At 49.7% G+C, this 25160-nt stretch carries 30 protein-coding genes; 21 read left to right on the forward strand and 9 right to left on the reverse strand.

The genetic code is table 11. The features are described from left to right. Window positions 1-85 precede the first annotated feature (85 nt). The gene (locus QU597_RS11240) at window positions 86-2926 is read left to right on the forward strand and encodes a glycosyl hydrolase 115 family protein (protein ID WP_310832712.1); all 2841 of its coding nucleotides are present in this window, start codon (window positions 86-88) and stop codon (window positions 2924-2926) included. A 58-nt stretch (window positions 2927-2984) separates the two neighbouring features. On the opposite strand, the gene QU597_RS11245 is transcribed toward QU597_RS11240, so the two are convergent. From QU597_RS11245 to QU597_RS11255, 3 genes are all read right to left on the reverse strand, one after another. After that, window positions 2985-3764 (reverse strand): helix-turn-helix transcriptional regulator, encoded by a 780-nt coding sequence (locus QU597_RS11245; RefSeq protein WP_310832713.1) that lies wholly within the window; start codon window positions 3762-3764, stop codon window positions 2985-2987. Between the two features lie 116 nt (window positions 3765-3880). Beyond that, window positions 3881-4969 carry a low temperature requirement protein A gene (locus QU597_RS11250; protein WP_310833279.1) on the reverse strand — a complete coding sequence of 363 codons (1089 nt, stop codon included), beginning with the start codon at window positions 4967-4969 and terminating at the stop codon, window positions 3881-3883. Window positions 4970-5081: 112 nt separating this feature from the next. Beyond that, entirely contained in the window at window positions 5082-5315 is a 234-nt protein-coding gene (locus QU597_RS11255; RefSeq protein WP_310832714.1) for a ferredoxin, read from the reverse strand. Window positions 5316-5530: 215 nt separating this feature from the next. Here QU597_RS11255 and QU597_RS11260 point away from each other — a divergent pair, with 215 nt between their 5' ends. Together QU597_RS11260 and QU597_RS11265 are read left to right on the forward strand one after the other, a co-directional pair. Then, window positions 5531-6031 (forward strand): GNAT family N-acetyltransferase, encoded by a 501-nt coding sequence (locus QU597_RS11260; protein WP_310832715.1) that lies wholly within the window; start codon window positions 5531-5533, stop codon window positions 6029-6031. Between the two features lie 128 nt (window positions 6032-6159). Beyond that, the gene (locus QU597_RS11265; protein WP_310832716.1) at window positions 6160-7068 is read left to right on the forward strand and encodes a hypothetical protein; all 909 of its coding nucleotides are present in this window, start codon (window positions 6160-6162) and stop codon (window positions 7066-7068) included. A 105-nt stretch (window positions 7069-7173) separates the two neighbouring features. Here QU597_RS11265 and thiD read toward each other — a convergent pair whose 3' ends face one another. After that, window positions 7174-7986 (reverse strand): bifunctional hydroxymethylpyrimidine kinase/phosphomethylpyrimidine kinase, encoded by an 813-nt coding sequence (gene thiD, locus QU597_RS11270; protein WP_310832717.1) that lies wholly within the window; start codon window positions 7984-7986, stop codon window positions 7174-7176. Between the two features lie 247 nt (window positions 7987-8233). Between thiD and QU597_RS11275 the strand changes: the two genes are divergently transcribed. Next, window positions 8234-9319: a glycosyltransferase gene (locus QU597_RS11275; RefSeq protein ID WP_310833280.1), complete on the forward strand. Its 1086-nt coding sequence runs from the start codon at window positions 8234-8236 to the stop codon at window positions 9317-9319. Between the two features lie 73 nt (window positions 9320-9392). Here QU597_RS11275 and QU597_RS11280 read toward each other — a convergent pair whose 3' ends face one another. Continuing rightward, entirely contained in the window at window positions 9393-10163 is a 771-nt protein-coding gene (locus tag QU597_RS11280) for an SGNH/GDSL hydrolase family protein (RefSeq protein WP_310832718.1), read from the reverse strand. 173 nt (window positions 10164-10336) lie between these two features. Between QU597_RS11280 and QU597_RS11285 the strand changes: the two genes are divergently transcribed. From QU597_RS11285 to QU597_RS11300, 4 genes are all read left to right on the forward strand, one after another. Beyond that, a complete protein-coding gene (locus QU597_RS11285; protein WP_310832719.1) occupies window positions 10337-10741 on the forward strand; it encodes a hypothetical protein in 405 nt (134 codons plus the stop codon). 4 nt (window positions 10742-10745) lie between these two features. Further along, complete coding sequence (locus QU597_RS11290) at window positions 10746-11147, forward strand: hypothetical protein (RefSeq protein WP_310832720.1); 402 nt, start codon at window positions 10746-10748, stop codon at window positions 11145-11147. A gap of 120 nt (window positions 11148-11267) precedes the next feature. Then, window positions 11268-11639, forward strand: a complete 372-nt coding sequence (locus tag QU597_RS11295) for a hypothetical protein (RefSeq protein WP_310832721.1) — start codon at window positions 11268-11270, stop codon at window positions 11637-11639. A gap of 18 nt (window positions 11640-11657) precedes the next feature. Then, window positions 11658-12890, forward strand: coding sequence for a sialidase family protein (locus tag QU597_RS11300; protein WP_310832722.1), 1233 nt, complete (start codon window positions 11658-11660; stop codon window positions 12888-12890). Between the two features lie 93 nt (window positions 12891-12983). Here QU597_RS11300 and QU597_RS11305 read toward each other — a convergent pair whose 3' ends face one another. Next, entirely contained in the window at window positions 12984-14093 is a 1110-nt protein-coding gene (locus QU597_RS11305; protein WP_310832723.1) for a glycosyltransferase family 4 protein, read from the reverse strand. Window positions 14094-14230: 137 nt separating this feature from the next. On the opposite strand from QU597_RS11305, the gene QU597_RS11310 reads away from it, so the two are divergent. Then, window positions 14231-14737 carry a DinB family protein gene (locus QU597_RS11310; protein ID WP_310832724.1) on the forward strand — a complete coding sequence of 169 codons (507 nt, stop codon included), beginning with the start codon at window positions 14231-14233 and terminating at the stop codon, window positions 14735-14737. Between the two features lie 15 nt (window positions 14738-14752). Here QU597_RS11310 and QU597_RS11315 read toward each other — a convergent pair whose 3' ends face one another. Continuing rightward, window positions 14753-15592 carry a sugar phosphate isomerase/epimerase family protein gene (locus tag QU597_RS11315; protein WP_310832725.1) on the reverse strand — a complete coding sequence of 280 codons (840 nt, stop codon included), beginning with the start codon at window positions 15590-15592 and terminating at the stop codon, window positions 14753-14755. A 124-nt stretch (window positions 15593-15716) separates the two neighbouring features. Between QU597_RS11315 and QU597_RS11320 the strand changes: the two genes are divergently transcribed. Beyond that, entirely contained in the window at window positions 15717-16094 is a 378-nt protein-coding gene (locus tag QU597_RS11320) for a YkvA family protein (protein ID WP_310832726.1), read from the forward strand. 26 nt (window positions 16095-16120) lie between these two features. Here the strand turns inward: QU597_RS11320 and QU597_RS11325 are convergent, their stop codons facing one another. Further along, the gene (locus QU597_RS11325; protein ID WP_310832727.1) at window positions 16121-16513 is read right to left on the reverse strand and encodes a winged helix-turn-helix transcriptional regulator; all 393 of its coding nucleotides are present in this window, start codon (window positions 16511-16513) and stop codon (window positions 16121-16123) included. 147 nt (window positions 16514-16660) lie between these two features. On the opposite strand from QU597_RS11325, the gene QU597_RS11330 reads away from it, so the two are divergent. The 3 genes from QU597_RS11330 (at window position 16661) to QU597_RS11340 (ending at window position 18671) form a co-directional block, all read left to right on the forward strand. Next, window positions 16661-17353, forward strand: a complete 693-nt coding sequence (locus QU597_RS11330) for an NAD(P)H-dependent oxidoreductase (protein ID WP_310832728.1) — start codon at window positions 16661-16663, stop codon at window positions 17351-17353. A gap of 215 nt (window positions 17354-17568) precedes the next feature. Then, on the forward strand, window positions 17569-17985 hold the full coding sequence (locus QU597_RS11335) for a CidA/LrgA family protein (RefSeq protein ID WP_310832729.1): 417 nt from the start codon (window positions 17569-17571) through the stop codon (window positions 17983-17985). Further along, window positions 17982-18671, forward strand: a complete 690-nt coding sequence (locus QU597_RS11340) for an LrgB family protein (protein WP_310832730.1) — start codon at window positions 17982-17984, stop codon at window positions 18669-18671. The genes QU597_RS11335 and QU597_RS11340 overlap by 4 nt, the downstream gene beginning before the upstream one ends. A gap of 22 nt (window positions 18672-18693) precedes the next feature. Here the strand turns inward: QU597_RS11340 and arfA are convergent, their stop codons facing one another. After that, window positions 18694-20202, reverse strand: a complete 1509-nt coding sequence (gene arfA, locus QU597_RS11345) for an arabinosylfuranosidase ArfA (protein ID WP_370656261.1) — start codon at window positions 20200-20202, stop codon at window positions 18694-18696. Window positions 20203-20352: 150 nt separating this feature from the next. Here arfA and QU597_RS11350 point away from each other — a divergent pair, with 150 nt between their 5' ends. The 8 genes from QU597_RS11350 (at window position 20353) to QU597_RS11385 (ending at window position 25137) form a co-directional block, all read left to right on the forward strand. After that, on the forward strand, window positions 20353-21255 hold the full coding sequence (locus QU597_RS11350) for an ArsR/SmtB family transcription factor (RefSeq protein WP_310832731.1): 903 nt from the start codon (window positions 20353-20355) through the stop codon (window positions 21253-21255). Window positions 21256-21363: 108 nt separating this feature from the next. Next, a complete protein-coding gene (locus QU597_RS11355; RefSeq protein WP_167347609.1) occupies window positions 21364-21537 on the forward strand; it encodes a hypothetical protein in 174 nt (57 codons plus the stop codon). Window positions 21538-21723: 186 nt separating this feature from the next. Continuing rightward, on the forward strand, window positions 21724-21909 hold the full coding sequence (locus tag QU597_RS11360) for a hypothetical protein (protein WP_310832732.1): 186 nt from the start codon (window positions 21724-21726) through the stop codon (window positions 21907-21909). A 191-nt stretch (window positions 21910-22100) separates the two neighbouring features. Beyond that, window positions 22101-22658, forward strand: a complete 558-nt coding sequence (locus QU597_RS11365; protein ID WP_310832733.1) for a putative ABC transporter permease — start codon at window positions 22101-22103, stop codon at window positions 22656-22658. A gap of 167 nt (window positions 22659-22825) precedes the next feature. Next, window positions 22826-23266, forward strand: a complete 441-nt coding sequence (locus tag QU597_RS11370; RefSeq protein ID WP_310832734.1) for a DUF4362 domain-containing protein — start codon at window positions 22826-22828, stop codon at window positions 23264-23266. Window positions 23267-23318: 52 nt separating this feature from the next. Next, a complete protein-coding gene (locus tag QU597_RS11375) occupies window positions 23319-23792 on the forward strand; it encodes an NUDIX domain-containing protein (protein WP_310832735.1) in 474 nt (157 codons plus the stop codon). Window positions 23793-23918: 126 nt separating this feature from the next. Next, window positions 23919-24266 (forward strand): ribosomal maturation YjgA family protein, encoded by a 348-nt coding sequence (locus QU597_RS11380; protein ID WP_310832736.1) that lies wholly within the window; start codon window positions 23919-23921, stop codon window positions 24264-24266. 76 nt (window positions 24267-24342) lie between these two features. Beyond that, the gene (locus tag QU597_RS11385; protein WP_310833282.1) at window positions 24343-25137 is read left to right on the forward strand and encodes a lipid II flippase Amj family protein; all 795 of its coding nucleotides are present in this window, start codon (window positions 24343-24345) and stop codon (window positions 25135-25137) included. Window positions 25138-25160 lie beyond the last annotated feature (23 nt).

Below are 25160 nucleotides of genomic sequence, written 5' to 3' on the forward strand. Positions count from 1 at the left end.
GTTTACACATGGCCGCTGAAACCGCTTTACTTATATAATGTGCCTGAGTCTAGTCTTTGAAAAAAGGTACGGAGGGAAATTTCGAATGATACTTGTGAAGCAAGGCGAAGCCGCGAAGATATACCTGGACCCTACGGCAAAGGAGTATGACGGACTGCGAAGGGTGGCCGGGTCTTTTGCTAAAGATATAAATTTGGTGACCGGAGCCACACCTGAAATCATCACCCGGAAAGAGCAGCTTGGCAGCACTGCGGTTATTGCTGGAGCAGTCGGCGGTAATGACCTTATTGATACATTGATTGCGGCAGGTAAGCTGGACGTATCTTCCATACGTAATAAAAGGGAGTGTTACATCATTCAGCTGGTAGAACAGCCGGTTGACGGGGTGGATCAGGCGCTGGTTATAGCGGGAAGCGATAAACGGGGCACGATCTACGGCATTTATACGATTTCCGAACTGATCGGTGTCAGCCCATGGGTATACTTTGCGGACGTCCTCCCGGAGAAGAAACCGCTGCTGGAAATTCCCGATTATCTTCTGAACAGGACCTCCAAAGAGCCTTCTGTGAAATACAGAGGTATTTTCCTGAATGACGATTGGCCGTCTCTGGGCTCTTGGGTTACCGGGGCTTTTGGTGACTTCAATGAAGATTTCTACGACAAGGTATTCGAGCTGATCCTTAGATTGAAGGGGAACTACCTGTGGCCGGCCATGTGGAGCGCCGAATTCAGTTTGAACGGCAAGAGCCACCCGCTGGCGAACGCCAGGCATGCGGAAGAATACGGCATTGTTATGGGCACATCTCATCATGAGCCGTTGTTCCGGGCAGGCAGTGAATGGCAGAAGGTGTATGCGCAGTACGGGACAAGTAATCGGTGGGATTTTGCCCGGAACAGGCAGGCCATTACTGCTTTTTGGGAAGACGGAATCAGGCGCAATAAAGATTACTCCAACCTGATCACACTAGGGATGCGGGGAGAGAGCGATTCTGCACTGGAGGGCTCTGACCGGGAAAATATAGAGCTGCTGAAGGACATCATCCGCACGCAGAAAGAGCTTTTGAAGAAATATATTCTTGAACATGCGCCGCAAATTCTCGCAGTATATAAGGAAGTGGAGAAATACTGGTACGGTACTGACGAGGTTGAGGGGCTGAGAAAATGGGATGTGCTGAACGATGTGACGATTCTGCTGGCTGACGATAACTTTGGCAATCTCCGCAAAATCCCGGCGGGTGAAGAGCAGCAGCGCAGCGCCGGGTGGGGGATGTATTACCATTTTGACTATCACGGAGGTCCGCATTCCTATGAATGGCTGAATACCAGCCCGCTTGAAAAGACCTGGGAACAGATGTGTATGGCCTATGATTACGGCATCCGTGATGTATGGATCGTCAATGTTGGGGATTTGAAGCCGATGGAGCTGCCGATCTCTTATTTTTTGGACTTGGCCTATGACTTTGAGGCATGGGGCACAGGTGCAATCAACCGGACAGCGGAATATACCTTGCGTTGGACCCGGCAGCAGTTCGGGCATGTCGCAGACTCTGAGGCAATCTCCGGGATCGCGCAGGTACTCTCGGATTACACGAGAATGAATGGACGGCGCAAACCGGAAATTATAAGGCCATTCACCTTCAGCCTTGTCCATTATAATGAGGCCCAGAGAGTCCTGCAGCAGGCGGTCAGGCTTGAGGAAGCAGCCGGTAAATATGAGAAGCTCATTCCGGACAGCCACAAAGACTCGTATTATCAGCTCGTTTATTTCCCGGCGGCAGCTTCAGCCAATGTGGTCAAAATGCAGATTTACGCTGGACTTAGCCAGCTGTTCGCTGAGCGGGGCAGTGTCCTGGCCAATACCTATGCCGAACGGGTCAACGAAGCGATTGAGCGGGATAAGCAGCTGGAACAGGTCTATAATAACGGAATCACCGGAGGGAAATGGCGGGGGATGATGAGCTCCGCACATGTGGGTTATGTCAACTGGGACGCGGAAGGCTGGAGCTATCCCGAAGCCAAGACCATTGTACCAGTCAAAGGTTCACAGATGATTGTCAATGTTGAGGGAACAGAGCAAGGCTATAAGTCCGGTACAGCGAGTCTGCCGGAATTTACGAATCTGCGCAAAGAGCGCTGCGGAATTACGATCAGCAATGGCGGAGATACGGGATTTGCCTATGAGGCGGTCAGCAGCACGGAGTGGGTCAGGGTGGATAAGCCCAGCGGCTGGGTTAAAGAAGGTGAGACGATTGCTGTCTCTGTGGATTGGGAGAAAATAAAGGAGTCAGCAAGCGGTGAGATTACCATTACCGGTGCAGGAGGAACAGTCAAGGTGACTGCGGCAGCAAACTGGATTGACGTTCGGGAAGTGCCGCCGCTGACCTTCATTGAAACACACAACGTAATTTCTATCGAAGCGGAGCATGCGCTTAGCCGTGTATCGAAGTCCGGGGTGGAATGGAAGATCATTGAAAACTACGGGCGTACCTTATCTTCGGTGAAAATGTATCCGGACGGGGTGTCCTTTGAACTTCCGGAGCATGCTCCATATCTGGAATACTCGGTACTGGTGCAGCGGAACGGGGAGTACAGCCTGACTTCGTATCTTGCCCCGACGAATAATCTGTCATTGACCAGCGGACTGAAATATGCGGCAGGCTTTGATAACGGGACACCGGTTATTGCTGACGCTCTGCCGGCGGACTATGAGGGCGGCAATCATGATAATGCAGCCTGGTGCCAGGCCGTGATGGATAATATTCATACCATGACTACCCGCCATACCTTGACCAAAGGGATTCATACCCTCCGTTTCTACGGCTTGGATGCCGGTCTGGTCCTGCAAAAGCTGGTGCTGTCTGCTGTACCGCTCCCTTATTCGTACCTGGGCCCGGAGGAGAGCTTTTATACAGGACAGCCGGAGTAATAGAGTAGAGCTTCACGGTAGAAGAACATGAATGTCCGTGAGTGTCCCGGGCCTTACATTATCTCAGGACGGATGACGGCGGATAACCCTTGATACTTTTAAAGACATTGCTGAAATACGCGGCATCATGATAGCCGCAGTGCTCCGCTACTTCGGATACATTAAAGCCGCCTGCCGTCAGAATCATCTCGGCGTTGTTCACCCGTACCCGGTTGAGGAATTCTTTGCAGGTGGAGCCGGTGTTATGCTTGAACAGCTTGCCCAGGTACTCGGGATTCAGGCCAACCAAACCGGCAAGCTCATGTATGGTGACATCCTTTGCATAATGATCCATGATATAGGCCATTGCCTTTTGGATTCGGGGATCTACCAGCGGAGCCTGCTGATGGTGGGCGATACAGAGCAGACGGTATATAATCAGCTGGAAGATGGCCCGGGCTTTCATTCTGTAGAAGGGCTGTTTGTCCATCCAGACATGCGAGAATTCCCGGATATCCTCCAGGAGCTCTTTGGTCCTCCAGTTCTTGGTGACCGTCCCGAAAGGAAGCTGCACATGGTTGTCCGCACCTTCCCAGACAAAATTAAAGGCAAAGGAATGCATAGGCGCTTCCTTGAAGGTATGTGCTTGCCGAATACTGCCGGAAGGGGCATAGAGCATATCGCCTGCTTCCACGGTGAATTTCTCTCCGTTTATGTAGTAGTTGGATTTCCCTTCAACGATGAAGGTAAGATCATGGAAATCGATGGTGCTCCGGCCAATCTCCCAGTCCGGGAAGGATCTGCGGTCCACGAACAGAAAGACGTTTGGCACTAGTTGCTCATACTTGTGAATATCCATTCCAGCTGTGCCTCCTTCTGTTAAATCATAGCATCCCTCTTCCAATTTAAAAAGCCGCTGGCGGGGAATTCCCTTACCAGCGGCTGCTTGTGTTTATTGGTAAATACCCGTCTGGGTCATGTCGTGACCTTGGCATAAACCGCAAAGAACAGCGCCATTTCGCCCATCAGCAGCACATTGGATACGTGGAATACCCTATCCACAATGTATAAGCCGGCCAGAAGCGCAGCCAGGAGTGACAGTTGAAAGATTCCCAGCCGGTGCTGCTTGTGCCTGTAAACATGGAAAACCAGGGTAGTAGATGCAAAATAGAGTGCTACCGAGCCAAAGAACAGATTCACCATCAGCTCATAATGAAGCTTATTCAGGAATAGGAGCTGAATGGTTGCGGCGATTGTGCACAGAGACAGAAAAATGAACAGATGTCCGTAGATAATCGTCTGTCCCGCAGTCTGCACATGCTTGTCTACCTTCTTCTCCAGGTTGTCATAATACTGCCACCACATCGCAATAATCAGCACAAAGGCCAGCGCTGCAAATGTCACGGATTCCGGTGTCCAGGTGCTGGATTGCAGCACCGCGAGGATGCTGACTACAGATTCTCCGAGCAGGATCAGTGCGAACAGCGAGAAACGCTCCAACAGGTGATGCGTGTTCGTTGGGGTCTTCAACAGGATTTTTCTGCCGGTCAATGGCAGGAGAATGTCGAGGGCAATTCCGGCATATAGCACGGCATAACGCACCCATGAATCAAAGAACAGGGAGCAGGCGGAGATGGCCAGCCCAATCCAAAAACGTGTCCCGAAATAGCGGGCGGTGGCCCGCAAATGGCCTTGTTCCTTAGCGTGCGCGTAATGATACTGCACCGCGGTCATCGCCCGGAGTCCGATGTAGCCGATCAGAAATGAATAATACGTGTCATCGAAATCTACGGACAAACTTGCCGTCATAATCAGCACGAAAAATAATTGGATGATCAGAAAGATCCGGTGGGAGACACTATCCTGCCCAAAACGGTTTACAAACAGTGTCTGCCCCACCCAGGCCCACCAGATCGGGATGAAGATCAGTACGAATTTGCCCAGTGTCTCAATAGAGAGAGTCTCGTCCTCTACATGAAGCAGCACATGGCTTGCTTTGGACACGGCAGCGACAAACAGAAGGTCATAGAACAGCTCCAGCCAGGTTACTTTCTTTTCGGTTATTTGCACAGGGCCTCCTCTGCCATCCGGATAGGTTCATTCCGGCTTCCTTGGGTTTCCCCTATCATAAAGGCTTTCGCGGAGTCAGTGCAAGGCATTTGTACAGATGAATTCTTTATGCAAACGGTGATTCAGCAAGCTGGATGCATTGGGTAGGGCAGCTGTCAAAAGCCTCCTGCAGCTCTTCCTGCAGCTCTTCAGCAATGGCCGTAACACCGCGGTTGTTGTCACCTGCAAAAACCACGGTAGCGATTCCATCATCATCCAAATCAAAAATATCCGGAGCAGCTGAGTTACAGGCACCGCAGGCGATGCATTCTTCCTGATTAACACTGGCAAATAAGATCATGATTTGTTTCCTCCCTCTGGCCTTATATGAAGTAGTTAAATCCCCATATCTAGTGGCATGTATATGTAAACCAATGTTTTATATTCCAGTTATCCGGACGAAACCACAGTTTCGAAGGTTACTTTGTGACGTGCTGTTGACGAATTTACGCCAAGTGCTATAAATTAAGCACAGCACTCTTTACGGGAAGAGTTAAACAGGAGGATGAAGAATGAATGGCAAACGATAATAATGTAACCTATAAGCTTAGGTTGATGGAGAAACAGGATGCTCTTGAGATTGGCAAATGGAAATATGAGCCGCCGTACTCCCTATACAATTCGTCGGATGACCAGGAGAGCCTGGAAGAACTGCTGGACGGTTCTTATTACGCTGTAATCACACCCGAATACGGGCTGACCGGATTTTTCTGTTATGGAAGAAACGCACAAGTTCCGGGCGGACTGCAACAGGGCTTATATACAGGTGACAACGTACTTGACATTGGCCTCGGGCTAAAGCCGGAATACACGGGGGCCGGGCTGGGCAGGGGGTTCCTGCAGGCGGGGATTCAGTTCGCAGAAAGTGCTTTTGCTCCGGAGAAGTTCAGGCTGACCGTAGCTGCATTCAACCAAAGAGCCATTGCTTTATATAGCCATGCGGGATTTAGGACTCTGGGCAGTTTCATCAAAATAAATGGAGAGAGTCAGATGGAATTTCTGGTGATGGAACGATAGTGCAGCTGCCTTTACATAAAAGATAGTTTCCCAGGCCGGTGTCCGACTGGAGAATTGGAGTGGATGTCTGTTAGAATAGTAGTAGTTCGTAAGAAGTTGGCATCATACATACCAAAGGAGAAATTAATGTGAATGAGAAGCTGAAGCAGGCATATGAACGGTTAGGATTATCTGAAAACGTATCCAGAGAAGAGATAAATAAACGGTTTGACCTCCTGCTGAAACGGCGGCGCTCCAAATCCTCCGATGATGAAAGATCTGCGCCGGAGGAGGATTTTCAGGCCTTTAAGTTCATTCTGGATAGTCTGGACGAGCAGGAAATTAGTGAAGCGGAACAGCAGCGTCTGGCGAAATACGGCAAGCTCTCAGGTGCAGCGAGTAAGTGGGAACGTTTCATGCGCCTGTATAAAACCCATGTAATCGTCTCGGTGATCGTACTGATCGTGCTTGCGGTTGCGGGCAATGCCTTGTATAACAACTGGCAGCATAAAAAGTATTTGGCCTCGTTGCCGCCGCTTGATGCGTCGATCATGTTTATCGGCAATTTCGGGCTCAAGGATCCCGACGGAAAAAACGATGATCTGAATGAAGCAATTATTCAGCAGTATCCGGAGTGGAAACGGGTAGATGCGAGCATTTCTTATCTTCCAAGAACCGGCGAAGGTGCAGATTCGTTCGATATGAACTTTATGCAGAAAGCCGTGGTGGAGCTGGCCGCGAATCATCCGGATATTCTGATCCTCGATGAGGCTACTCTGGAATGGATCGGCGGACAGGATGGCTTCCAGGATATTAAGAGTATTGTTGAGAGCGGAAAAATCGCCAAAGACGATCCGCGACTGAAGTGGGGAAAGAATCCGGATACCGGACAGGAAGAGCTGTACGGTGTTGATATTACAGACTCACCGTTTGTTGCTGCGCTGCCGGTTAACCGCGGAGATGAGGATATGATCATCGGTGTGCTCGCCGACGACGAAGTGAAGGACAAGGCTATCGCCTTGATTGAGCATATTGCCGGAGAGAAAGCTGCAAAGTAAGTGTGATAAAAATGGATAAGAAATAAACAAACCGTGTCCCTGAATAAGGGTGCACGGTTTGTTTATTATGTGCATACAGGCTATTGCCTTGTACACAGGCTTGTCCTATTTCTCCAGACGGTAGCCGCCGTGGAATACAGGCCCGACATACTGGTTGAAGGCATATCCGCTGCGGATCGCTGCCGAGACGAAGTCTTTCGCTTTGGCCACTGCTTCATGCACTGACAATCCGTTCGCCAGTCCGCCTGTGATCGCGGCGGCGAAGGTGCAGCCTGCGCCATGGTTATAGGCCGGCTCGATTTTTGCGGTTTCCAGCACTGTAAAGTCTGAGCCGTCGAAGAAGACATCAATGGCCAGATCGCCACCCAGCGCCTTGCCTCCTTTGACAACCACATTTTGAGTTCCCAGTTCATGGATCAGCCGGGCAGCCTCTTTCATTTCATCCAGGGTAGTCAGCTTGCCCAGTCCGGAGAGAACACCGGCTTCGAATAAATTAGGAGTAGCTACCGTTGCGAGCGGCAGCAGCAAATCGCGGATCGCATTAGCACTCTCAGGGTTTAATACCTCATCTTCGCCTTTGCAGACCATAACAGGGTCAATAACTACGTTGGTCTGATGATTGTCTTTAATTGCTTTTTCTGCCACAAGCACGATATCCACACTGCCCAGCATGCCAGTCTTCATTGCATCGACAGGACCGCCGGCGAATATAGTCTTAAGCTGTTCAGCAACAATAGCAGCCTCAATCGGGTAGACGTTATGGTGCCAGCCGTTATCCGGGTCCATCGTAACGATAGTGGTTAATGCGCTGAAACCATACGTGCCGTATTCCTCAAACGTTTTTAAGTCAGCCTGGATTCCTGCGCCTCCGCTGGAGTCACTTCCGGCTATAGTTAGGGTTTTAATGATTTTTGACAAAGCGAACGTCCCCTTTTTGTATATAAATTATCCTGCTCTTCCTTGCAGAAACGGATACCGCCCCTATTAGGACGGCAACGCCATTTGTACTTGTTCTCCGATATTATAACAAATATCACTTCAGGAGTCGTCAAAAAGCCTATTGGAAGAACGGTATGGGTACGTACAGGGTTTCTATCCGCCGGCCTTGCATATCCATATAGGAGCATAAAGCTGTCGATAGCGATGAACCGGTCAGGAGGATATGATGATAGAAATCAGCCTTTGCATGATTGTCCGCAACGAAGAGAACAGCCTGCCCCGCTGTCTTGCCTCGGTTAAAGCCATTGCCGATGAGATCATTATAGTGGATACAGGCTCAACCGATGAGACTAAGGCCATCGCTGCATCCTTCGGGGCGATAATTTATGATTTCACTTGGATTGACGATTTCTCGGCCGCTCGGAACTTTGCCTTCAGCAAAGCCACCAGGGAGTATATTTTCTGGCTGGATGCGGATGATTACCTGATGGAGGTGGACCAGCAGCGGTTTATGGAGCTTAAGTGTTCCTTGCCCGAAGGTATAGACAGTGTCAATATGCAGTACAATTTGGCTTTTGACACGGCCGGGAATGTGACCGCTTCTTTACGCCGCAACCGTCTTGTCCGCCGCAGCTGCAATTTTACGTGGATAGGTCCGGTTCATGAATATCTTGAGGTGTATGGACCTTCACTTACCAGCAATGTTTGTATCTCCCATGAAAAAGACAAAGTGTTCACTGACCGCAATCTGCGGATCTATCAGAAACGGGCGGCAGAAGGAGAGAACTTTTCACCGCGGGATCAATTTTATTATGCTAATGAGCTGCGTGACCATGCGATGTACGGGGAAGCCGGCGATTATTATGAGCAGTTCCTGAATGGAGGGAAGGGCTGGATCGAGGATAACTATCAGGCCTGTCTGAGACTGTCTGAATGCAGGGAAAGGCTGGGGGACAAGGAAGCAGCATTCGCGGCCCTTTGTAGAACCCTGCAATATGACCGGCCCCGGCCGGAGTTCTGCTGCCTGCTCGGTGCCTGGCATTTGGAGAAAGGCCAGCTGCTCACGGCAGTCTACTGGTATGAGCTGGCGGTGAGCCTGCCCCCGGATAAGGCTTCAATGGGTGTGCGGAATGAGGCATACTCCACCTGGCTGCCCAATCTTCAGCTTGCGTTATGCTATGACCGCCTTGGCCAGCATGAGAAGGCAAATTCATATAATGAAACAGCCTTGCGGTATCACCCGGCTCATCCCAGCATGCTGTATAACCGTAATTATTTCCAAAACCTGCTTGGAGAGCGCTATACGACTTGAGCTCCTGGCCATAATGGGCACACAGCAAAAATCCTTGGATACACTAAGTGCATCCAAGGATTTATTGTTGGTGTTAATGGCCGGCGGCGTGTCCTGCGCTGTCCAGAAGCAGCTGGGGTTCGCTGTTGCGGATGAAATCAAGTACCTTGTCATAAATAATCCGGTGCCCTTCTTTATTCGGATGAATTCCGTCCAGGCAGATGAATTTGGTGAAGTCCGGCTGCTGGAGAAAAGCCCCCCGGACATCGATGATTTTGGTCTTTGTGGTCTCGGCAACTTTGATGATTGTAGAGTTGTATCTCTCCTGCCACCAGTAGATTTTGGTCACGCTGCCCAGAAATTTCAGGATAGTGACTTCCGATTCCGGTTTGTTTCCGCTGACCCATTTGAAATAACTGTCTGCATTAAGCGGAGGGAGACTCATAAGAATCGGCATCACCCCCTGGTTTTTCAGGAAGTCGATCATATCGAGGAGCATTCCTTCAAAAGCGGAGAAATCGGTCTTGGGATTATGCTCTGCCTCAGGATTGTTCACGATTTCCTCCCAGTAGAAGTCGCAGTCATTTCCGCCGTATTCGATCAGCACAACATCCGGCTTTTCCTTGAGCACATCCCGCTTCAGATTGGTGAAGCCCTTCATTAGGGTATTGCCGAATCTGGCGGTATTACGCATTGCCCCCTTCAGCTTGCCCTGAAGCAGCGAAACATAGTTGTCTTCAAGAATGACATATTTGCTTCGGGCTTCGTCATAGATGACCCCTTTCGAAATTGAGTCCCCGCTGACCATATATTTGAACTGTGCACTGGCACTATTATTCAATCCATTATCCAAGTCCTTATTCATCTTTGCGCCACACCTCCGGTATCCCTAGTGTACATAATACAAGTGTAATCCATACATGCTACGGTGCCTATGTATAGATGTCATGGGTTTTTGAGGTTCTTACGGTCCAGTCACTGGCATAACCATGCTCATATTCTATACAGTATAGAATCTTCCATAAGGAGGCGTCAGTTATGACCCAGGTTGTTGATTTCAGCAAAAGTTCAATATCCAGCTTCAGTCAATCGATTTCCATTCCGATCCTTGGGGCTCCTTCCAGCAATACGTTGACCCAATTCGGACTGGCAACAGCACAGGGCGGCAATGTGCTGCTCAATGCAACCGTCGGCGTCCAGACCACACTCGGAAATCCGGACCTGCTGTTTACGATTACACGTGGAAGCACCTCGGTTTTTACGACTCTTGCCAGTGCGCTGGACACCGGATTGTATGATCCGATCAGCTTTTCGTATGTCGACAGTAATGTACCAGCCGGTTATTTTGCTTACACATTGACCGTTTCGATTGTAAACTCCGCTATGCTGAATAGCGCAAATCTGGTGGGTCCTGTAGATTTTTCAGGACTGTCGTTGGTGTGACGCGATGAGACAACTTATAGATTTCGGTAAAAGTATTCCGTCGAGCTTCAGCCAGTCCGCTACGCTTCCTGTACAAAGTCTCCCCAACAGCACCATTCTGGGACAGTTCGGTTTAAATGTTGGCGCGAACGGTTCGGTATTGATTGAAGGCACGATTGGCCTGCAGAACAGTATGGCAAATTCATCGGATGTTATCTTTACGGTCGTCCGCAATGCGGTGGAGGTTTTTAGCCTGCGCTCCAGCGGACGGGATGCCGGTGATTTTGAAACTGTCCATTTCTCCTTTGCGGACAGCGGCATTGCTGCAGGTTATTACGGATACGCACTGACTGTGTCCGCAATCGGTGCGATGAATCAGCCGGTTATTGTTGGCCCGCTTATATTTTCAGGTTTGTCTATTCTGTAACTTTAGTCTGCTGCCGGAAAAGGTTCACCTCCGGCAGTTTTATTTTTCATCATCGGACAAAACCAAACAACATAAATATAAAGAATTAAAGGAGTTGAGAGAGAAGGGAGCTTGAACATTATGCCATTTACAACCGGATCGGTGTACAATCCGCCGGCCGGACTGAACCATATTGATCGTATCCGGGTCGCTTGCCTGAATGATTCGATTCTAGTGCCAATTAATATTAATTTGCAGATTTTTCATTTCCGCGGGAATTCGCTAACCCGGATTCCGGTAGGCGAGGCCTTATTCCAGGTTGATCCCCAGCAGCTTGTTGTCCAGACCTTTTCGGTAAATATTGCAGATTATTACGAAGTTCAGATCAACTTCTACAGTGCTGTTAATACCGTCATCAACGTGTTTGCATTGGACTCAGCAGGCAATTTGCTGGAGAGGATACTGCAGTCTGAACTTACATACATCGATCGGCTAACTATAATTTCTACTTGAACGGGGAGTGATACGAATTTGGCAAACGTCAATATTACTGCGGCACTGCCGGGCAATCATATCGAGCCTTCCATTGCAGTAAATACGCTGTCCCCGAATTTCTTGTGCGTGGTCGCGGTGGATGACAGCACAGGGACGGCTCTGACCGGATTCTACAGATCAACCGACGGGGGGCAGACCTGGTCGACGACGATTCTCCCGCAGGCTCCGGGGTATATGAGTGCAGAAGCGCCGACCATAGACTATACGTTTCCCAACACCTTTATCGTTGCGGTCCATTTTTTTAACGAGTTTGATGATGGTACGATTGCTACCTATACCTCATTTGATAATGGGGCTACCTTTAACCCGCCCGTCATAGTGCAGCAGGGTTTTGGTCTGTATATCCACAATGATGAACCCTTCCTGGCTGTGGACCGTTCGCCGTCCAGCCCGTACCGCGGAAATGCATATATTGGTTATACGCCTTTGTATGATCTTGCACAGAATGCAGCGATCTTCTTCCAGCGTTCCTTGGATCAGGGATTAACCTGGGAGCGGCCGCAGCGGATTTCCGATCCGCGGGGAGATCTTGAACGTGCGGCGCTGGTTGTGGGACTCGCGGGAGAAGTATATGTCGGTTATATTCAACTTGGGCCGGCACCGAAGTATGCACTAATCCGGGTATCCCAGGATGGAGGTGTTACCTTCAGTCCTCCGGTTTCACGCGGAGCTACATTAATTGCGAATACAGTTCCAGTGCCAAGTCCCCTGCCTGTGCCGAACTATGCTTTTCGCGTTCAGACGAACCTCAGCTTGGGTGCTGATATTTCAGCGGGACCGTTTGGCGGATTCGTATACGCAGTCTGGAATGATTTCCGGCTTGGCTATGCCGATATCTTCTTTTCACGGTCACCTGATGGTCTGCTCTGGTCTCAGCCGGTTAATATCACGGGAGCGCCCGCAGGCTCGCAGAATTTTTCGCCGTCGATCACGGTTTCACCGTCGAACGGGACGATTAGAGTCATTTATTATACAAACCGGATTGACGGTTTCCTGCTGGATGTATTTGTTGCAGAGTCGATCAACAGCGGCTTGTCTTTCACCAACCGGAGAGTGTCGGATGTGTCCACGAATCCCAATGGTACTTCGCCGACACCTGTTCCGCTAATCGGCGATTATATTACGGCTGCAACGATCTTCCCGAACACACTCGGAGCGGTCTGGAACGATACCCGATTAGGCAAGCAGGACGTTATTTTCGGGAATTGAAGAAGGAGGCCGGAATTCATCCGCCAACACGAAGCAGCAGCAAAACTCCGGTCAACCGGGGGATTTGCTGCTGCTTCATAATTATAGTGACGGTTACTTGCGGGTTGCCCGCAAACTGTCAGTCCGGCGGAGCATGGCCTGCGCAGATCTGGGCGGATCAATTAAGGGGATACCGTGCAAAAAATGGATAACCGTCCGTTCCATAATCCGGACACTGTTCTCCCAGGTCCAGCTGTTTGAATCAGCCTCTCCCTGTGAAGCCAGCCGGATTCGCAGCACATGATCCTGAACAAGCCTGATAATATCATCAGCCAGCCGGTTCTCATACCGGTAGGAAAGCAGGCAGTTTTCTTCATGTCTGGCATACTCCATATTGCCTCCGGAGTAGACAGTTACAAGTGCGGCTCCGCAGCGCATAGCTTCCAGTCCGGGCAAAGAGCCGCTGTCGAAAATACTGGAGCTGACAAAGATATCGGATCCGTTATAATGATAGCAGAGCTCTTCGTCATTCTGTGGGGTGAAGAAGCGGTATTTCCCGCTTGCTTTCAGCTTTTGTAAAGAATCCGAGCTGTAGAACTCGTCAGGCGGACTGATAAAATTAATATTCACATCCGGAAGATTCTGTTTAACAATGTCCAGCTGCCGGACCAGATAATCCTGTTCGCGGTGCCAGGAGAAACCGTTCTCGACTTTTCGGAGGATGGCGGTAATGTTCATCGGCTCCTGCAGCCTGTGGCGGATATGCCTGTTGCTGAAGCTGGAGCTGATGCCTACAGGTACAATGCTGCCCGTAATTCCATGGTTGAGGGCAATGATCTCCCGCTGCCATTCGGATAACACAATCAGTCTGGGAGTGGTATTGTAGGATGGGAAAGATACATTATTCTCCGGGAGGAACAACGGTTCATAACATAGAGAGAGGCGGACATGCATGCCTTTGCCATTAAGGCTTGCCGCTTCAGACACAGGCACAGTGGTGTAGAAATTGGAAACGATGATATCGCTCACCGGAAAATCAGATTCGCGAAGCACCGTGTGGTCGGTGCGGTGAACGGTGGAGTGAACCTCGTAAGAAATATCGCCCCCCGCCGGCATGACAATGACTACCTGATGACCCAGAGCGGTAAGACCATTGGTAAGCTCCACCAGCATCCGTTGCGCCCCGCCATGGCATAAGGTGAGAATGGGGAATGTGAACCTCATCGCTGATCGCTTCCCTTCTATATTAGCGCTGGAATGGCATTAATGCTTTTGTATACCATTTTATTCAGCAGATAGGGAAAAGTACCGGGGGAAGGTCATGCGTCTATTCTGAACAATGGGACAGGAGGAGGATTTAATTGAGTGAGATCATTACGGAGTGTATGAGAAGGCTGGATCAATCCTTGGGATATGTGGAGGCAGCGCTTGGCAGGCTGCCGGAAGATAAGCTGTGGCTTCGTCCCCGGCCGAAGATGAATGCCATCGGCAATCTCTGTCTCCATATCGCAGGAAGCGAACACCAGCATCTGGTGAGTGGAATCGGTAATTTGCCCACACGCAGGGATAGACCAGGTGAGATTCTGCAGTCAGGCGGGTATACGCGGGAAGAATTGCTGAGCTTACTGAGAATGGTGAGACAAGAAAGCTGGTCTGTCATCCGTAACCTGACTGCCGCGGATCTTGAGCGTGTGGTTACCATCACCTATCCTGAAGCTTCGGGCATGGAGGGCTACGACTGGAGCATCCAGAAAATTCTGATCGGTGCGGCGGAGCATTACGCATACCACACCGGTCAGATTGTGTATGCTGCAAAATGGCTGCAGGAGGAAGACGAGCATTTGTTGAACTGGAAGCATTATAACTAGTGCGTCACGGCCTATTTAGCTGCTGCGAAGGCTATGCAGCAGGGCGGCAGTCTCATTGAACACCGGAAGTGTGATTTCCTCCAGCGAGACATCAATCATCGGTTTATAGGTCTGAAGCTTGTTCAAAAAATCTGCGGTATGGAACAGCCCCCGGCCCGGTACGCCGTGACGGATTCTATCACCATCGTTGTAGATATCCTTCAAATGAGCCAGAATAATCCGGTCTCCGAACAGGTTGAAGGCGCTGTCCACAATTTCATCCTGCCTGTGAACGTCTTCACCGATCAGATTGCAGGGGTCGAACACGACTCCGATGGAGCTGGACGGCACTTCGTCCAGAATGCGCCGCATATGGGCCGGGGTGGCTAACGTGTGAGTGCTAACGCCTTCAATCCCTACAAATACACCCCATTTTTCCGCCTCCTCGGCCAATTCTTCCAGTGTAGCCTTGAAGGTCTGCCAGCCGATTTCTTCATATCGCTCTGGTGCAGAAGCCTGATAAGTGTTCAAGCCGCCGCTTTCGGTGGCTACCATGGGGGCCCCGAACTGCTTCGCATAACGCAGCTGCTCCTTGAAACGGTTAATCTCTGCCCTGCGTACAGCCGGATCGGGGTGGATGGGATCAATGTAGCAGCCCAGCACACCGATACGGATGCCGGCTTTGTCGAACTGCTCGCCGATATAATTAGCCAATCCTGGACTCAGCTTGCCCGGGGAAGTATCAATATCCTGAATAGCCTTGGTCAAGGCAAGCTGTACGAAATCAATATCATGGGCCTGCAGGGTTGAAGTCAGAGTATGCAGCGGCAGACAACCGGCGGTATGGGCCAAAGTTCCGAAGCGAATGAGAAACATCTCCTTTAGAATCGATAATTTCGTATTACCATTTATATTAATAACGCTTTCAACTTCTTGCAAGCGTAAAAGATTAGAGACAAGAGCGGCAGTATGGGGTAAATGCTAGTAGGAGGGATTCATAATGGAACTGGACAAAGCTAAGATTCCGGCAGAGCTTGCGGCAGGGGATTTGAAATACAGTGAAGCGAACGAGCAGCTGGTGAAAAAAAACTTCTGGCGCAAAACCAAAAAATTCGCCGGCAAAATTCCGTTTACCAAGGATGCAGTAGCGATGTATTACTGTGCTCTGGATGCCAAAACCCCGCTCTGGGCCAAGGGCATTGCCTTCGGCGCGCTCGCTTATTTCATCTCACCGCTCGACACCATTCCGGATGCCTTGCTCGGGCTTGGCCTTACGGATGATGCGGCAATCATTGCCGCAGCTGTGCGGGCCATTGCCGGACAGGTTACCGATGAACACCGGCAGAAGTCCGAGGAATTTTTTGACGATGGCAACTGATACAAAAAGAAGGTGCGGCTTAGTGCCTACACCCCTACATCTGCTTCATTCAACCCGCAGCTTTCCGAGGAAAGCTGTTTTGTTTTGTAAACTTCGCCCCAGTCCCGCATAAGCTTGATGATCGGTATCAGGGTTTTGCCGAATTCGGTCAATGAATATTCCACCTTCGGCGGAACCTGATGATAGACTTCCCGGTGCACCACACCGTCTTCTTCCAGTTCCCGAAGCTGGAGGGTCAGCATGCGCTGGGTAATCCCGGGGCAGATTCGCCGGAATTCATTAAACCGTTTCTTCTCATCCATCAGATGGTATAACAGCACACCCTTCCATTTCCCTCCGATAACGTCAAGTGTAAATTCTACAGGACAAGCAATTCCGCCTTCCGGACACTCGCCAAATCCGCCTTTTCTGTCACGCATGGAGCTTCACCTCAACAGTATCAATTTGTATACTACATAACAAAAATGTGCGTACTTCAAACTTTGATATATATACTTTATTATTATGCATGTGATCAAGACTGAGTCAAATAAAACTTTAACACGAATGGAAAGGGTGACCGGGATATGGGAACATTAAAAACTGAGGAAATCACTGCAGAGGTTAAAAAAGAAATACTGTCCGCCTTTGAATTCAGGCATGCCACTAAGGAATTTGACAGCAGCCGGAAGATCAGCGACGAGGATTTTCAGTTCATTCTGGAAACCGGGCGTCTGTCACCAAGCTCCTTCGGCTTTGAGCCCTGGAGGTTTGTCGTAGTGCAGAATCCGGAACTCCGCGAGAAGCTGCGTCTACATGCCTGGGGTGCGCAAAAGCAGCTGCCTACGGCCAGCCATTTTGTGCTGATCCTGTCCAGACAGCCTAAGGATCTGGCCGCCGACTCTTCCTTCATCGGAGGAATGATGCGGGATGTGCAGCAGCTGCCGCCTGCCGTCGCGGAAGGCAAACAGAAGGCCTTCGATACGTTCCTTAACGACGATTTCGGATTGAGGGGCAATGAGCGGGCTCAGTTCGAATGGGGAGCACGGCAGACCTATCTCGCCCTTGGCAATATGATGACCAGTGCAGCACTGATCGGTATCGATTCTTGCCCGATTGAAGGCTTCGACAAAGAGAAAATTGAGCAGACGCTGGAGGCGGAAGGGGTTTTGGATCGTGAGCATTTCGGAATTGCCTGCATGGCAGCATTCGGATACCGGATTCAGGAGCCGCGCGGCAAAACAAGACAAACAGCCGATCAGGTAATTCAATGGGTGTAATGTAGGCGGCAGCTGCAATTTTCGGGCTATATAAGAAGAAACCTCTCTATTGAAGCGGATACAGGTTAACTGCCGCTTACAGAGAGGTTTCTTTTTTGTGAAAATATTGAGAAGGTGCGAAAAACGATTGAAAATTTACTGAAAGGTCGCTAGGCTAAGAAGGTGAGCATTTTAGATGACGTTTTTCATTTCTAGATTGAAGGGATTCCTGCAACATGAAAATCATTCGTGTCATTGCCGAAGTCGGACTATTGTACGTGTTCTATTTGATAGGGGACTATCTGCAAAAGCTGCTTCATCTCCCGGTTCCCGGCAGTATCGTCGGGCTTCTGCTGCTTTTTGTACTGCTGCTGCTGCGAATTGTACCCGTAAAGCTGATTGAGAACGGCTCTTCCTTTATTCTTGCCTATCTTCCTATGTTTTTCATACCCGCAACCGCGGGAATTATGAATCATCTGGACATCTTCAGCGGCAGAGGGCTGCTGCTGATTGCCATTCTGGTGGTAAGCAGCGTGCTTACCATGGTAGTAACGGCCCATTCCAGCGAATGGATCGCCGGCTTGAGTGCAAGCCGCAGCAGCAGACGGCCCTATCGCGCCAGAGGGATTAGAGAGAAGGGAAAGGAAGCATGAGAATTTTGCTTGCTGCTGGGTTCGTTCTGTTCAATGTTGTGATTTATCTGATGATGGCCCTGCTTTACAAACGGTACCGTCTTCCCGTCCTTTTACCGGCACTGACTGCGACTTTTACGGTGGTTGTTCTGCTGCTAGGATTTCATATTTCCTATGACACTTATATGATTGGCGGACAGTGGATTAACCGTCTGCTGGGACCCGCTGTTGTGTCTCTAGCTTATCCGTTGTACAAACAGCGGAATGTACTCTGGGAGAATCTGCCGGCGGTACTAGGCGGAACAATAACAGGTCTGCTGGTAGGCATGCTGAGCGGGCTGCTGATGGCGGCCAGTCTCGGCTTCTCCAAAATCTATGTGCTCTCGATCCTGCCCAAATCAATTACGACTGCTGTGGCGATTCAAATTTCGGGCAACCTGGGCGGAGACTCATCTCTAACCTCAGTTTTTGTAATGATTGCCGGGTTCACCGGCGCTATTGGCGGTCCCTACATCATTAAACTGTTCAGAATCCGCAGCGAATCCGGAATCGGTATTGGGCTCGGAACGGCATCGCATGCACTTGGTACTGCCAAAGCGCTGGAATACGGCGAGCAGTCCGTCTCCATGAGCTCAGTTGCAATGACAGTATGTGCTATTGTCGGCTCTATCGTCGGTCCGCTCGTCGCCTGGATCATGTACCATTAACAGAATTGCCGGAGGTTATCTGCTAAGGGTTGACCCGCAAACGGATAACATTCCAGGAAGCTTTGGGCAGCAACGCGCTGACCCGCCCCCCTTCTGCTGAGGCATTTCCGCGATCATGCGGAAGTACGGTTCCCGGGTTCTGACGGGTGTTGGCTGCGTAAATATCCTCATGTTCCAGTACGGTATGCTGGAGCACAGTTGTTGCGCCGAAGCTGCGCAGATCCACAGCCAGCTCCAGGCCTTCGCTCAGATGACGGTTCACGGCAAATACCGTCACCTCACCCAGCTCTTCATTATAGACACTAACCGCTTCCAGGTAAGGAACGTCAGTGAAACTCTTAGAATCATATTTCGGACTGGTAATCAGAGGGTGTAGTACAGTTCCCCGGCCGTACACGGAAGCATGCATATAGGGGTAATAGGTTGTCTGTAGCCAGAGCGGACCGCCATTTTCGGTCATAATTGGTGCGATGACATTGATCAGCTGGGCGATGCAGGCCATCTTCACCCGGTCCGCATGCTTCAGCAGACTGATCAGACAGCAGCCAACGACCAGCGCGTCTTCCAATGTATATACATCCTCAAATTCCGGCGGTGCGATCTGCCACAGCTGTTCAGCGCGGCTCGTCCCCTGGGATTTCCATACGTTCCATTCATCAAGCGAGAGGTAGATTTTCTTCTTGCTTTTCTTTTTGGCCTTGATATAGTCACATGTAGCAGCTACACTGTCGATAAACTGGTCCAAATCCAGCGATTGGGCGAGAAAGTTTGGCGTATCGCCATCATTATTGTTGTAATAGGCGTGCAAGGACAGGTAGTCCACATTGTCATAGCTGAGATCCAGAACAGTTGCTTCCCATTCCGCGAAGGTGCTCATTCCCCTGCCTGAGCTGCCGCAGGCGACTAGCTCAATCGTAGGATCGACCCAACGCATCGCTTTGGCGGTTTCGTTCGCGAGTCTGCCGTATTCAACCGCTGTTTTGGCGCCAATCTGCCACGGACCATCCATCTCATTGCCGAGACACCAGGTCTTGAAGCCATGAGGCGTCTTATATCCGTGCGCAATCCGCATGTCGCTGTAGTAAGAGCCGGAAGGATGATTGCAATACTCGACCAGGTTTCTGGCCGCATCTATTCCCCGGGTTCCGAGATTTACCGCCATCATAACTTCTGAACCGACCAGTCTGGCCCAATCGGCAAATTCATTGGTGCCCACCTGATTGGTTTCTGTCGTCCACCAGGCGATTTCAAGAGAACGCTTTCGTTCTGCCTTGGGACCAACACCGTCTTCCCAATTATAGCCGGAGACAAAGTTGCCGCCCGGGTAACGGATGATCGGAACGTTAAGTGCACGTATAGCTTGTAGAGCATCTCCACGAAAGCCTTGCTCATCGGCTGTAGGATGTCCAGGTTCATAAATCCCGCCGTAAACAGCCCGCCCTAAGTGCTCGATAAACGAACCATATACCCTGGGGTCTACCTCAGCCAGCTTGAAATCCTTATCCACAATCATTGTCGACCGTATTGTCATCATCATATCGCTCCTTGTTGTAGAATTAATGAATTGATTAATTCGAAATTCTTTTTTATGATTACATAATACGTATTTAAAGATATTGTAGGCAATATAAATATTGAGGATTAATTAAATTGCTAATTCTGATAAGGCGGAGGGTTTAGGGTGTACTTAACAACTGATTCTGAATCTCTTAAGGTGTATGAAGCACTGGCCAGCGAGGTCCGTCTGAGGATTATCGACCTGCTGGGCACGGAGGAAATGCATATTAAAGAACTGGCATCGAAGCTGTACCTCAGCAGTGCCATTGTCAGCTCCCATGTTGCTAAACTGCAGAAAGCCGGCATTGTCAGCTCACAAATGAAAAGAATCGACGGAGGCACCTATAAATACTGCTCCCTGTCCGCCAATTTCCTGCAGATCAAGCTGTCCGGAACGAAGGGGATCGCCAGAAAAGTAGTGGAGGTATCCGTCCCCGTAGGCCATTATACAGATTTGCAGGCTTCACCTACCTGCGGGATTGCCACGACGGAGAAATTAATCGGATATTATGATGATCCGCGTTATTTTCTTGATCCGGAGCGGGTGGATGCTGGCATTCTATGGTTTGCCAAAGGGTATGCCGAATATAAAGTACCTAATTATCTGTTTATGGATCAGAAAGTCCAAGAGATTGAAATCTCGCTGGAGGTAGGCTCGGAGGCTCCTCATATCAATGAGAAATGGCCTTCTGATATCCTGTTTTCATTAAATGGACATGATCTGGGGAAATGGACCAGTCCCGGCGATTTTGGCGTAATGCGCGGACGCCTGACCCCGGCCTGGTGGAATTCCGATGTGAACCAATACGGTCTGCTGAAGGTGCTGCGGGTAAACCGGGGGGGGACCTACATTGACGGACAAAAGATTTCGGCGGTTACGCTGGATGATGTATGCTGGCAGCAGGATCAATGGACCTTCAGGCTTACAGCGGAGGACTCGACCCGAAGGCGTGGAGGACTGACGCTATTCGGCCGCGGCTTCGGAAATTATGAGCAGGATATTGTTTTTCGGGTGTATTATGAGTAGCGGGAGTAAGGCTGAACATCCTCCTGCAGAAAAAATGTTTGCGAAACAGTTCAACGGGTAACTATAACTAAGTGACCAAAAAACTGTTAAGCATGAGGAGGATTTCACATGACAGATCACATTCAGAACGAAGCGGATCTCCGCAATAAAGAGAACAAAGACGGCGACTCTCTGGCGGAACGCAAAAAAATGGAGAATGGCGTAGATATTGAGCCGGAAGCCGATGACTGGGTAGCCAAACCAGCGGAATCCGCTCATCCGGACCCGCTGCCGAAGAATTAAATAGGGTTAAGTCATACAGACTGTCCTGTGGGACGGTCTGTTTTTGTTGTGCGGGCTGTTAAGTATTGAGCAGAGTTTAGTTAATATTGTATAATCTACCTACGTACAACCATCTGTCTTCATTCTCCAGGATCATCGCAGATTTCCCAGGTTACTAAGCTATTGAACTTGCGGGGAGGTAATGAAATGCGTAGTCGGAACGAGAACGGCCGGTATAGGCATAAGCGAGGCGAGGCATTGGCCGGCAATTTCGAAAAGAAGTACGGATCGGATGTTGGTGTGCGCAGCGAGGTAAAGCTGGAGACGCTGAAAAGGCAAAGCGACAGCTCACCAATAACGCCGCTGCTCAAGGAACAGCAACATAAGGAGTGAACTCTAAGGTGTACCGCACTCAGTCTTTTAGCACAAAAAAATGTCCATGAAGCCACGATATTGGCTGCAGGGACATTTTTTTTTGATTCTTGGGATTACATAAATTGGCCTGCAGGATGGCATACTACCTCTCGGATGTACCTGATAACAATACTCGCAAATAGGGGGAGAATGGGATTAACATATTTCCGGTGCTGTCGCTGGATAGCCATACTGTAGTTATTATGTCGGGTCAATATTTTTTTTATTTTATGATCTACTCTTTCTTTGGCTGGGTGCTCGAGGGAGCATATAATCTCTATAGTCAGGGAAGTTTCCGCAAAGAGGGGTTTCTCAAAGGGCCGTTTAAGCCGATGTACGGCTTTGCTCCCCTATTGCTGCTGGCTGCCCAGATGCTGGAACTACCACTTCCGCTGTTTCTGGGGCTTGCCCTGATCATACCTTCGGCAGTTGAATATGCTAGCGGCTGGCTGCTGAAGTCAGCCTTCCATAAGCAGTGGTGGGATTATTCGTCAATGCCGTTTCAGCTTCATGGCCATATCTGTCTTAAATTTTCTTTATACTGGTGGGTACTGGCCACGGCTTGTATCTATCTTCTGCAGCCGTTGATGGAGCTGGTCTATCATCTTCTGGAGCCTGTTTGGGTACCGGGAATGCCGCTGATCATTATACTGTTCAGTGCTGATTTGCTATGGACCTTCTGGTCCCGGCGGCGCACCTTGAGAAGGCTGGAACTAGGAGAAGGCTGATACAAGACAAGATTATGCAAGACACAACACCAAGGGACATTTCTTAGCCGGCATGGCAAGGATGTCCCTATTTAGCATGATAACAAGGAAAAACGACCAGCTTTGTCAAATATAGTGAAGTAAACTAACGCAACATCAGCAGGAAGAGTTGTGAGAGGGTGGTGCAGTTGAAGATCGTTAAGGGTATTATTGTGGTCGAGACGCTGATTATCGGCGTTTTGCTGGGGTTGCTGCTGGCTGTCAGCCAGCCTGCTGCAAGAGATCAGCCGAATTTAATTACCCATTTTGACCAGACTGACCTGGATAGAGTCAAAGAAATGATTCACCGCTTTGAAGAAGGCCAGGGAGATAATCTGACATTCCTGCAATGGGGAATAGACAGCGGGCCGTTTATATATGACTTCTATAATGACGGACAGGTGCTGCACTTGATGGTAGACCAAACCAGGGATTACATGAGTGCAAACCCGGTAAAGACAGAATATGTCTGCAGAGCCATTGAGCTCACTGAGAGCGATGATTTCTATAAGGTTGAGCTGTCTGATTGCCGGAACTATCCCCCAGACCAGCGAATCCCGATGGTTTCCTTTCCCAAGGAGAACCTGTAATCTGTCCATAGATATAATCATATAATGAATGGAAAAGAGAGGGGAAGCGATCATGCCAATATCTGAATACTACCGCGGGCTGCGCAGCAAAGTGGGGACAGATCTGCTATTAGTGCCTTCTGTTGCGGCAGTCATACGTAATGAGGCAGGAGAGATCCTCTTTATACGTAAAGGCGGAGAATCACTCTGGGGAATGCCGGCAGGTGCAGTGGAGCCTGGGGAAACGCCGTCCAGAGCGGTCCGGCGCGAGGTTTTTGAGGAAACGGGACTCATGGTAACACCGGAGCGGATCATTGGCGTATTCGGCGGTGCAAAATATGCATACGAGTACAGTAATGGAGACCGTGTAGAGTATTCAGTTACTGTCTTTGAGTGCTCGATCGTTAAGGGTACGCCGAGAAGCATGGATGGGGAATGTGAGGAACTCAGGTTTTTCAGTGATAAAGAGCTTCCGCAGATTGCTATTCCCTTTCCGCCGGAGATATTCCGCCGGGAATCCGGTACAGTAAAAACGATTTTTGAATAAAACCTGCTGAAAGACCTCTGAATATACACTAGGCTGTTTAAGATTTAATATGAAGGGGGCAGAAGCATCAGACGATTACAGAGTGATAGTAATCTCATTACATACAGCTGTGCAGCACTGGTAACCATGGTTCTGGGTCTGAGCTCGAGAGCCTACTCAGAACATCTGCCGCGGTTTGTGGCAAGCCATCTGGGTGATGCGCTGTGGGCGGCGATGGTATACTTTGGTTTCCGGCTGCTGCTGGGCCGGCGCAAGCTGTACATCTCATTTGTATTGAGCCTTAGCTTCAGCTTCATGATCGAGTTCAGCCAGCTATATCAGGCAATATGGATTAATGAGGTGAGAGCAACAATCCTGGGCGGACTGATTCTGGGCAAAGGGTTTATCTGGGTGGACTTTATCCGCTATTCACTTGGGATTTCGGGCGCATACGTCCTTGACCGCTGCTGTCTCAGAAGAATACCGCCGGCATAATCAGCAAATTCAACCGTAAAGCCGGATTATTTTAATTCCATGTTGCCAGATTTGGAGATGAGATCCTGTAATGACCATGGTGAATAGCTTAATTGTGGTATGCCTGTTAACAATGATTATTAATACGGCTGAAACATTATCGTATTCGGTCCGCTATGCCGGGGTGAAGCTGAACAAGATCGCCATAGCTTTGTCTCTGACCGGAATTATTGTGCTTGTATCGAGAACAGCAAATATGATCCAGGCTCCGCTGACGGCAAAATTTGTTGACTATTCCAACAATGCAGACATAAGTTTTCCGCTCGGTAATTATTTACGGATTGTTATGCTGGCCTCTTCACTAGGCACATTAATCGCCATTGCGCTTTTCCCGACCTTTGTCGGCCTGTTTAGCAGAGTAATCTCCAAGCTGGAGGTGGAAGGCTCCCTTCCTAAGCTCCTGAGCAGCGTGACGGTAGAACAGCTTAAGAACACGCGCAAATATATCAAAAGACCCGGAATAAAGCTGCCCAGCTTCAGATATCTTGGAATTCCTAAGCGGTTTATCATCATGAATATCTTCGTTACCGGGTTCTATACCGTAGGGGTAATCTCTTCGCTGTATGCAGGGCATTTATCCCCCCATCTCCTGGCAACCGCTTCGAATGCCTCCGGTCTGATCAACGGACTGGCTACGATCGTGCTGACTATCTTTATTGATCCGCAGCTGGGAATTATTACTCACAAAGCCACAGAACAAGCAGAATACCGCGATCAGCTGGGTAAAATCTATGTGCTGCTGATGTTCTCCCGGTTTCTTGGAACATTGCTGGGCCAGCTTGTATTCATACCAGCAGCCCATTTCATCAGCTGGATGGTGCAGCTGATCTGATGAGGCCATCATTTAGTCGAAGC

It is taken from the genome of Paenibacillus pedocola (genome assembly GCF_031599675.1).
Taxonomy (GTDB): Bacteria; Bacillota; Bacilli; order Paenibacillales; family Paenibacillaceae; genus Paenibacillus_AQ; species Paenibacillus_AQ pedocola.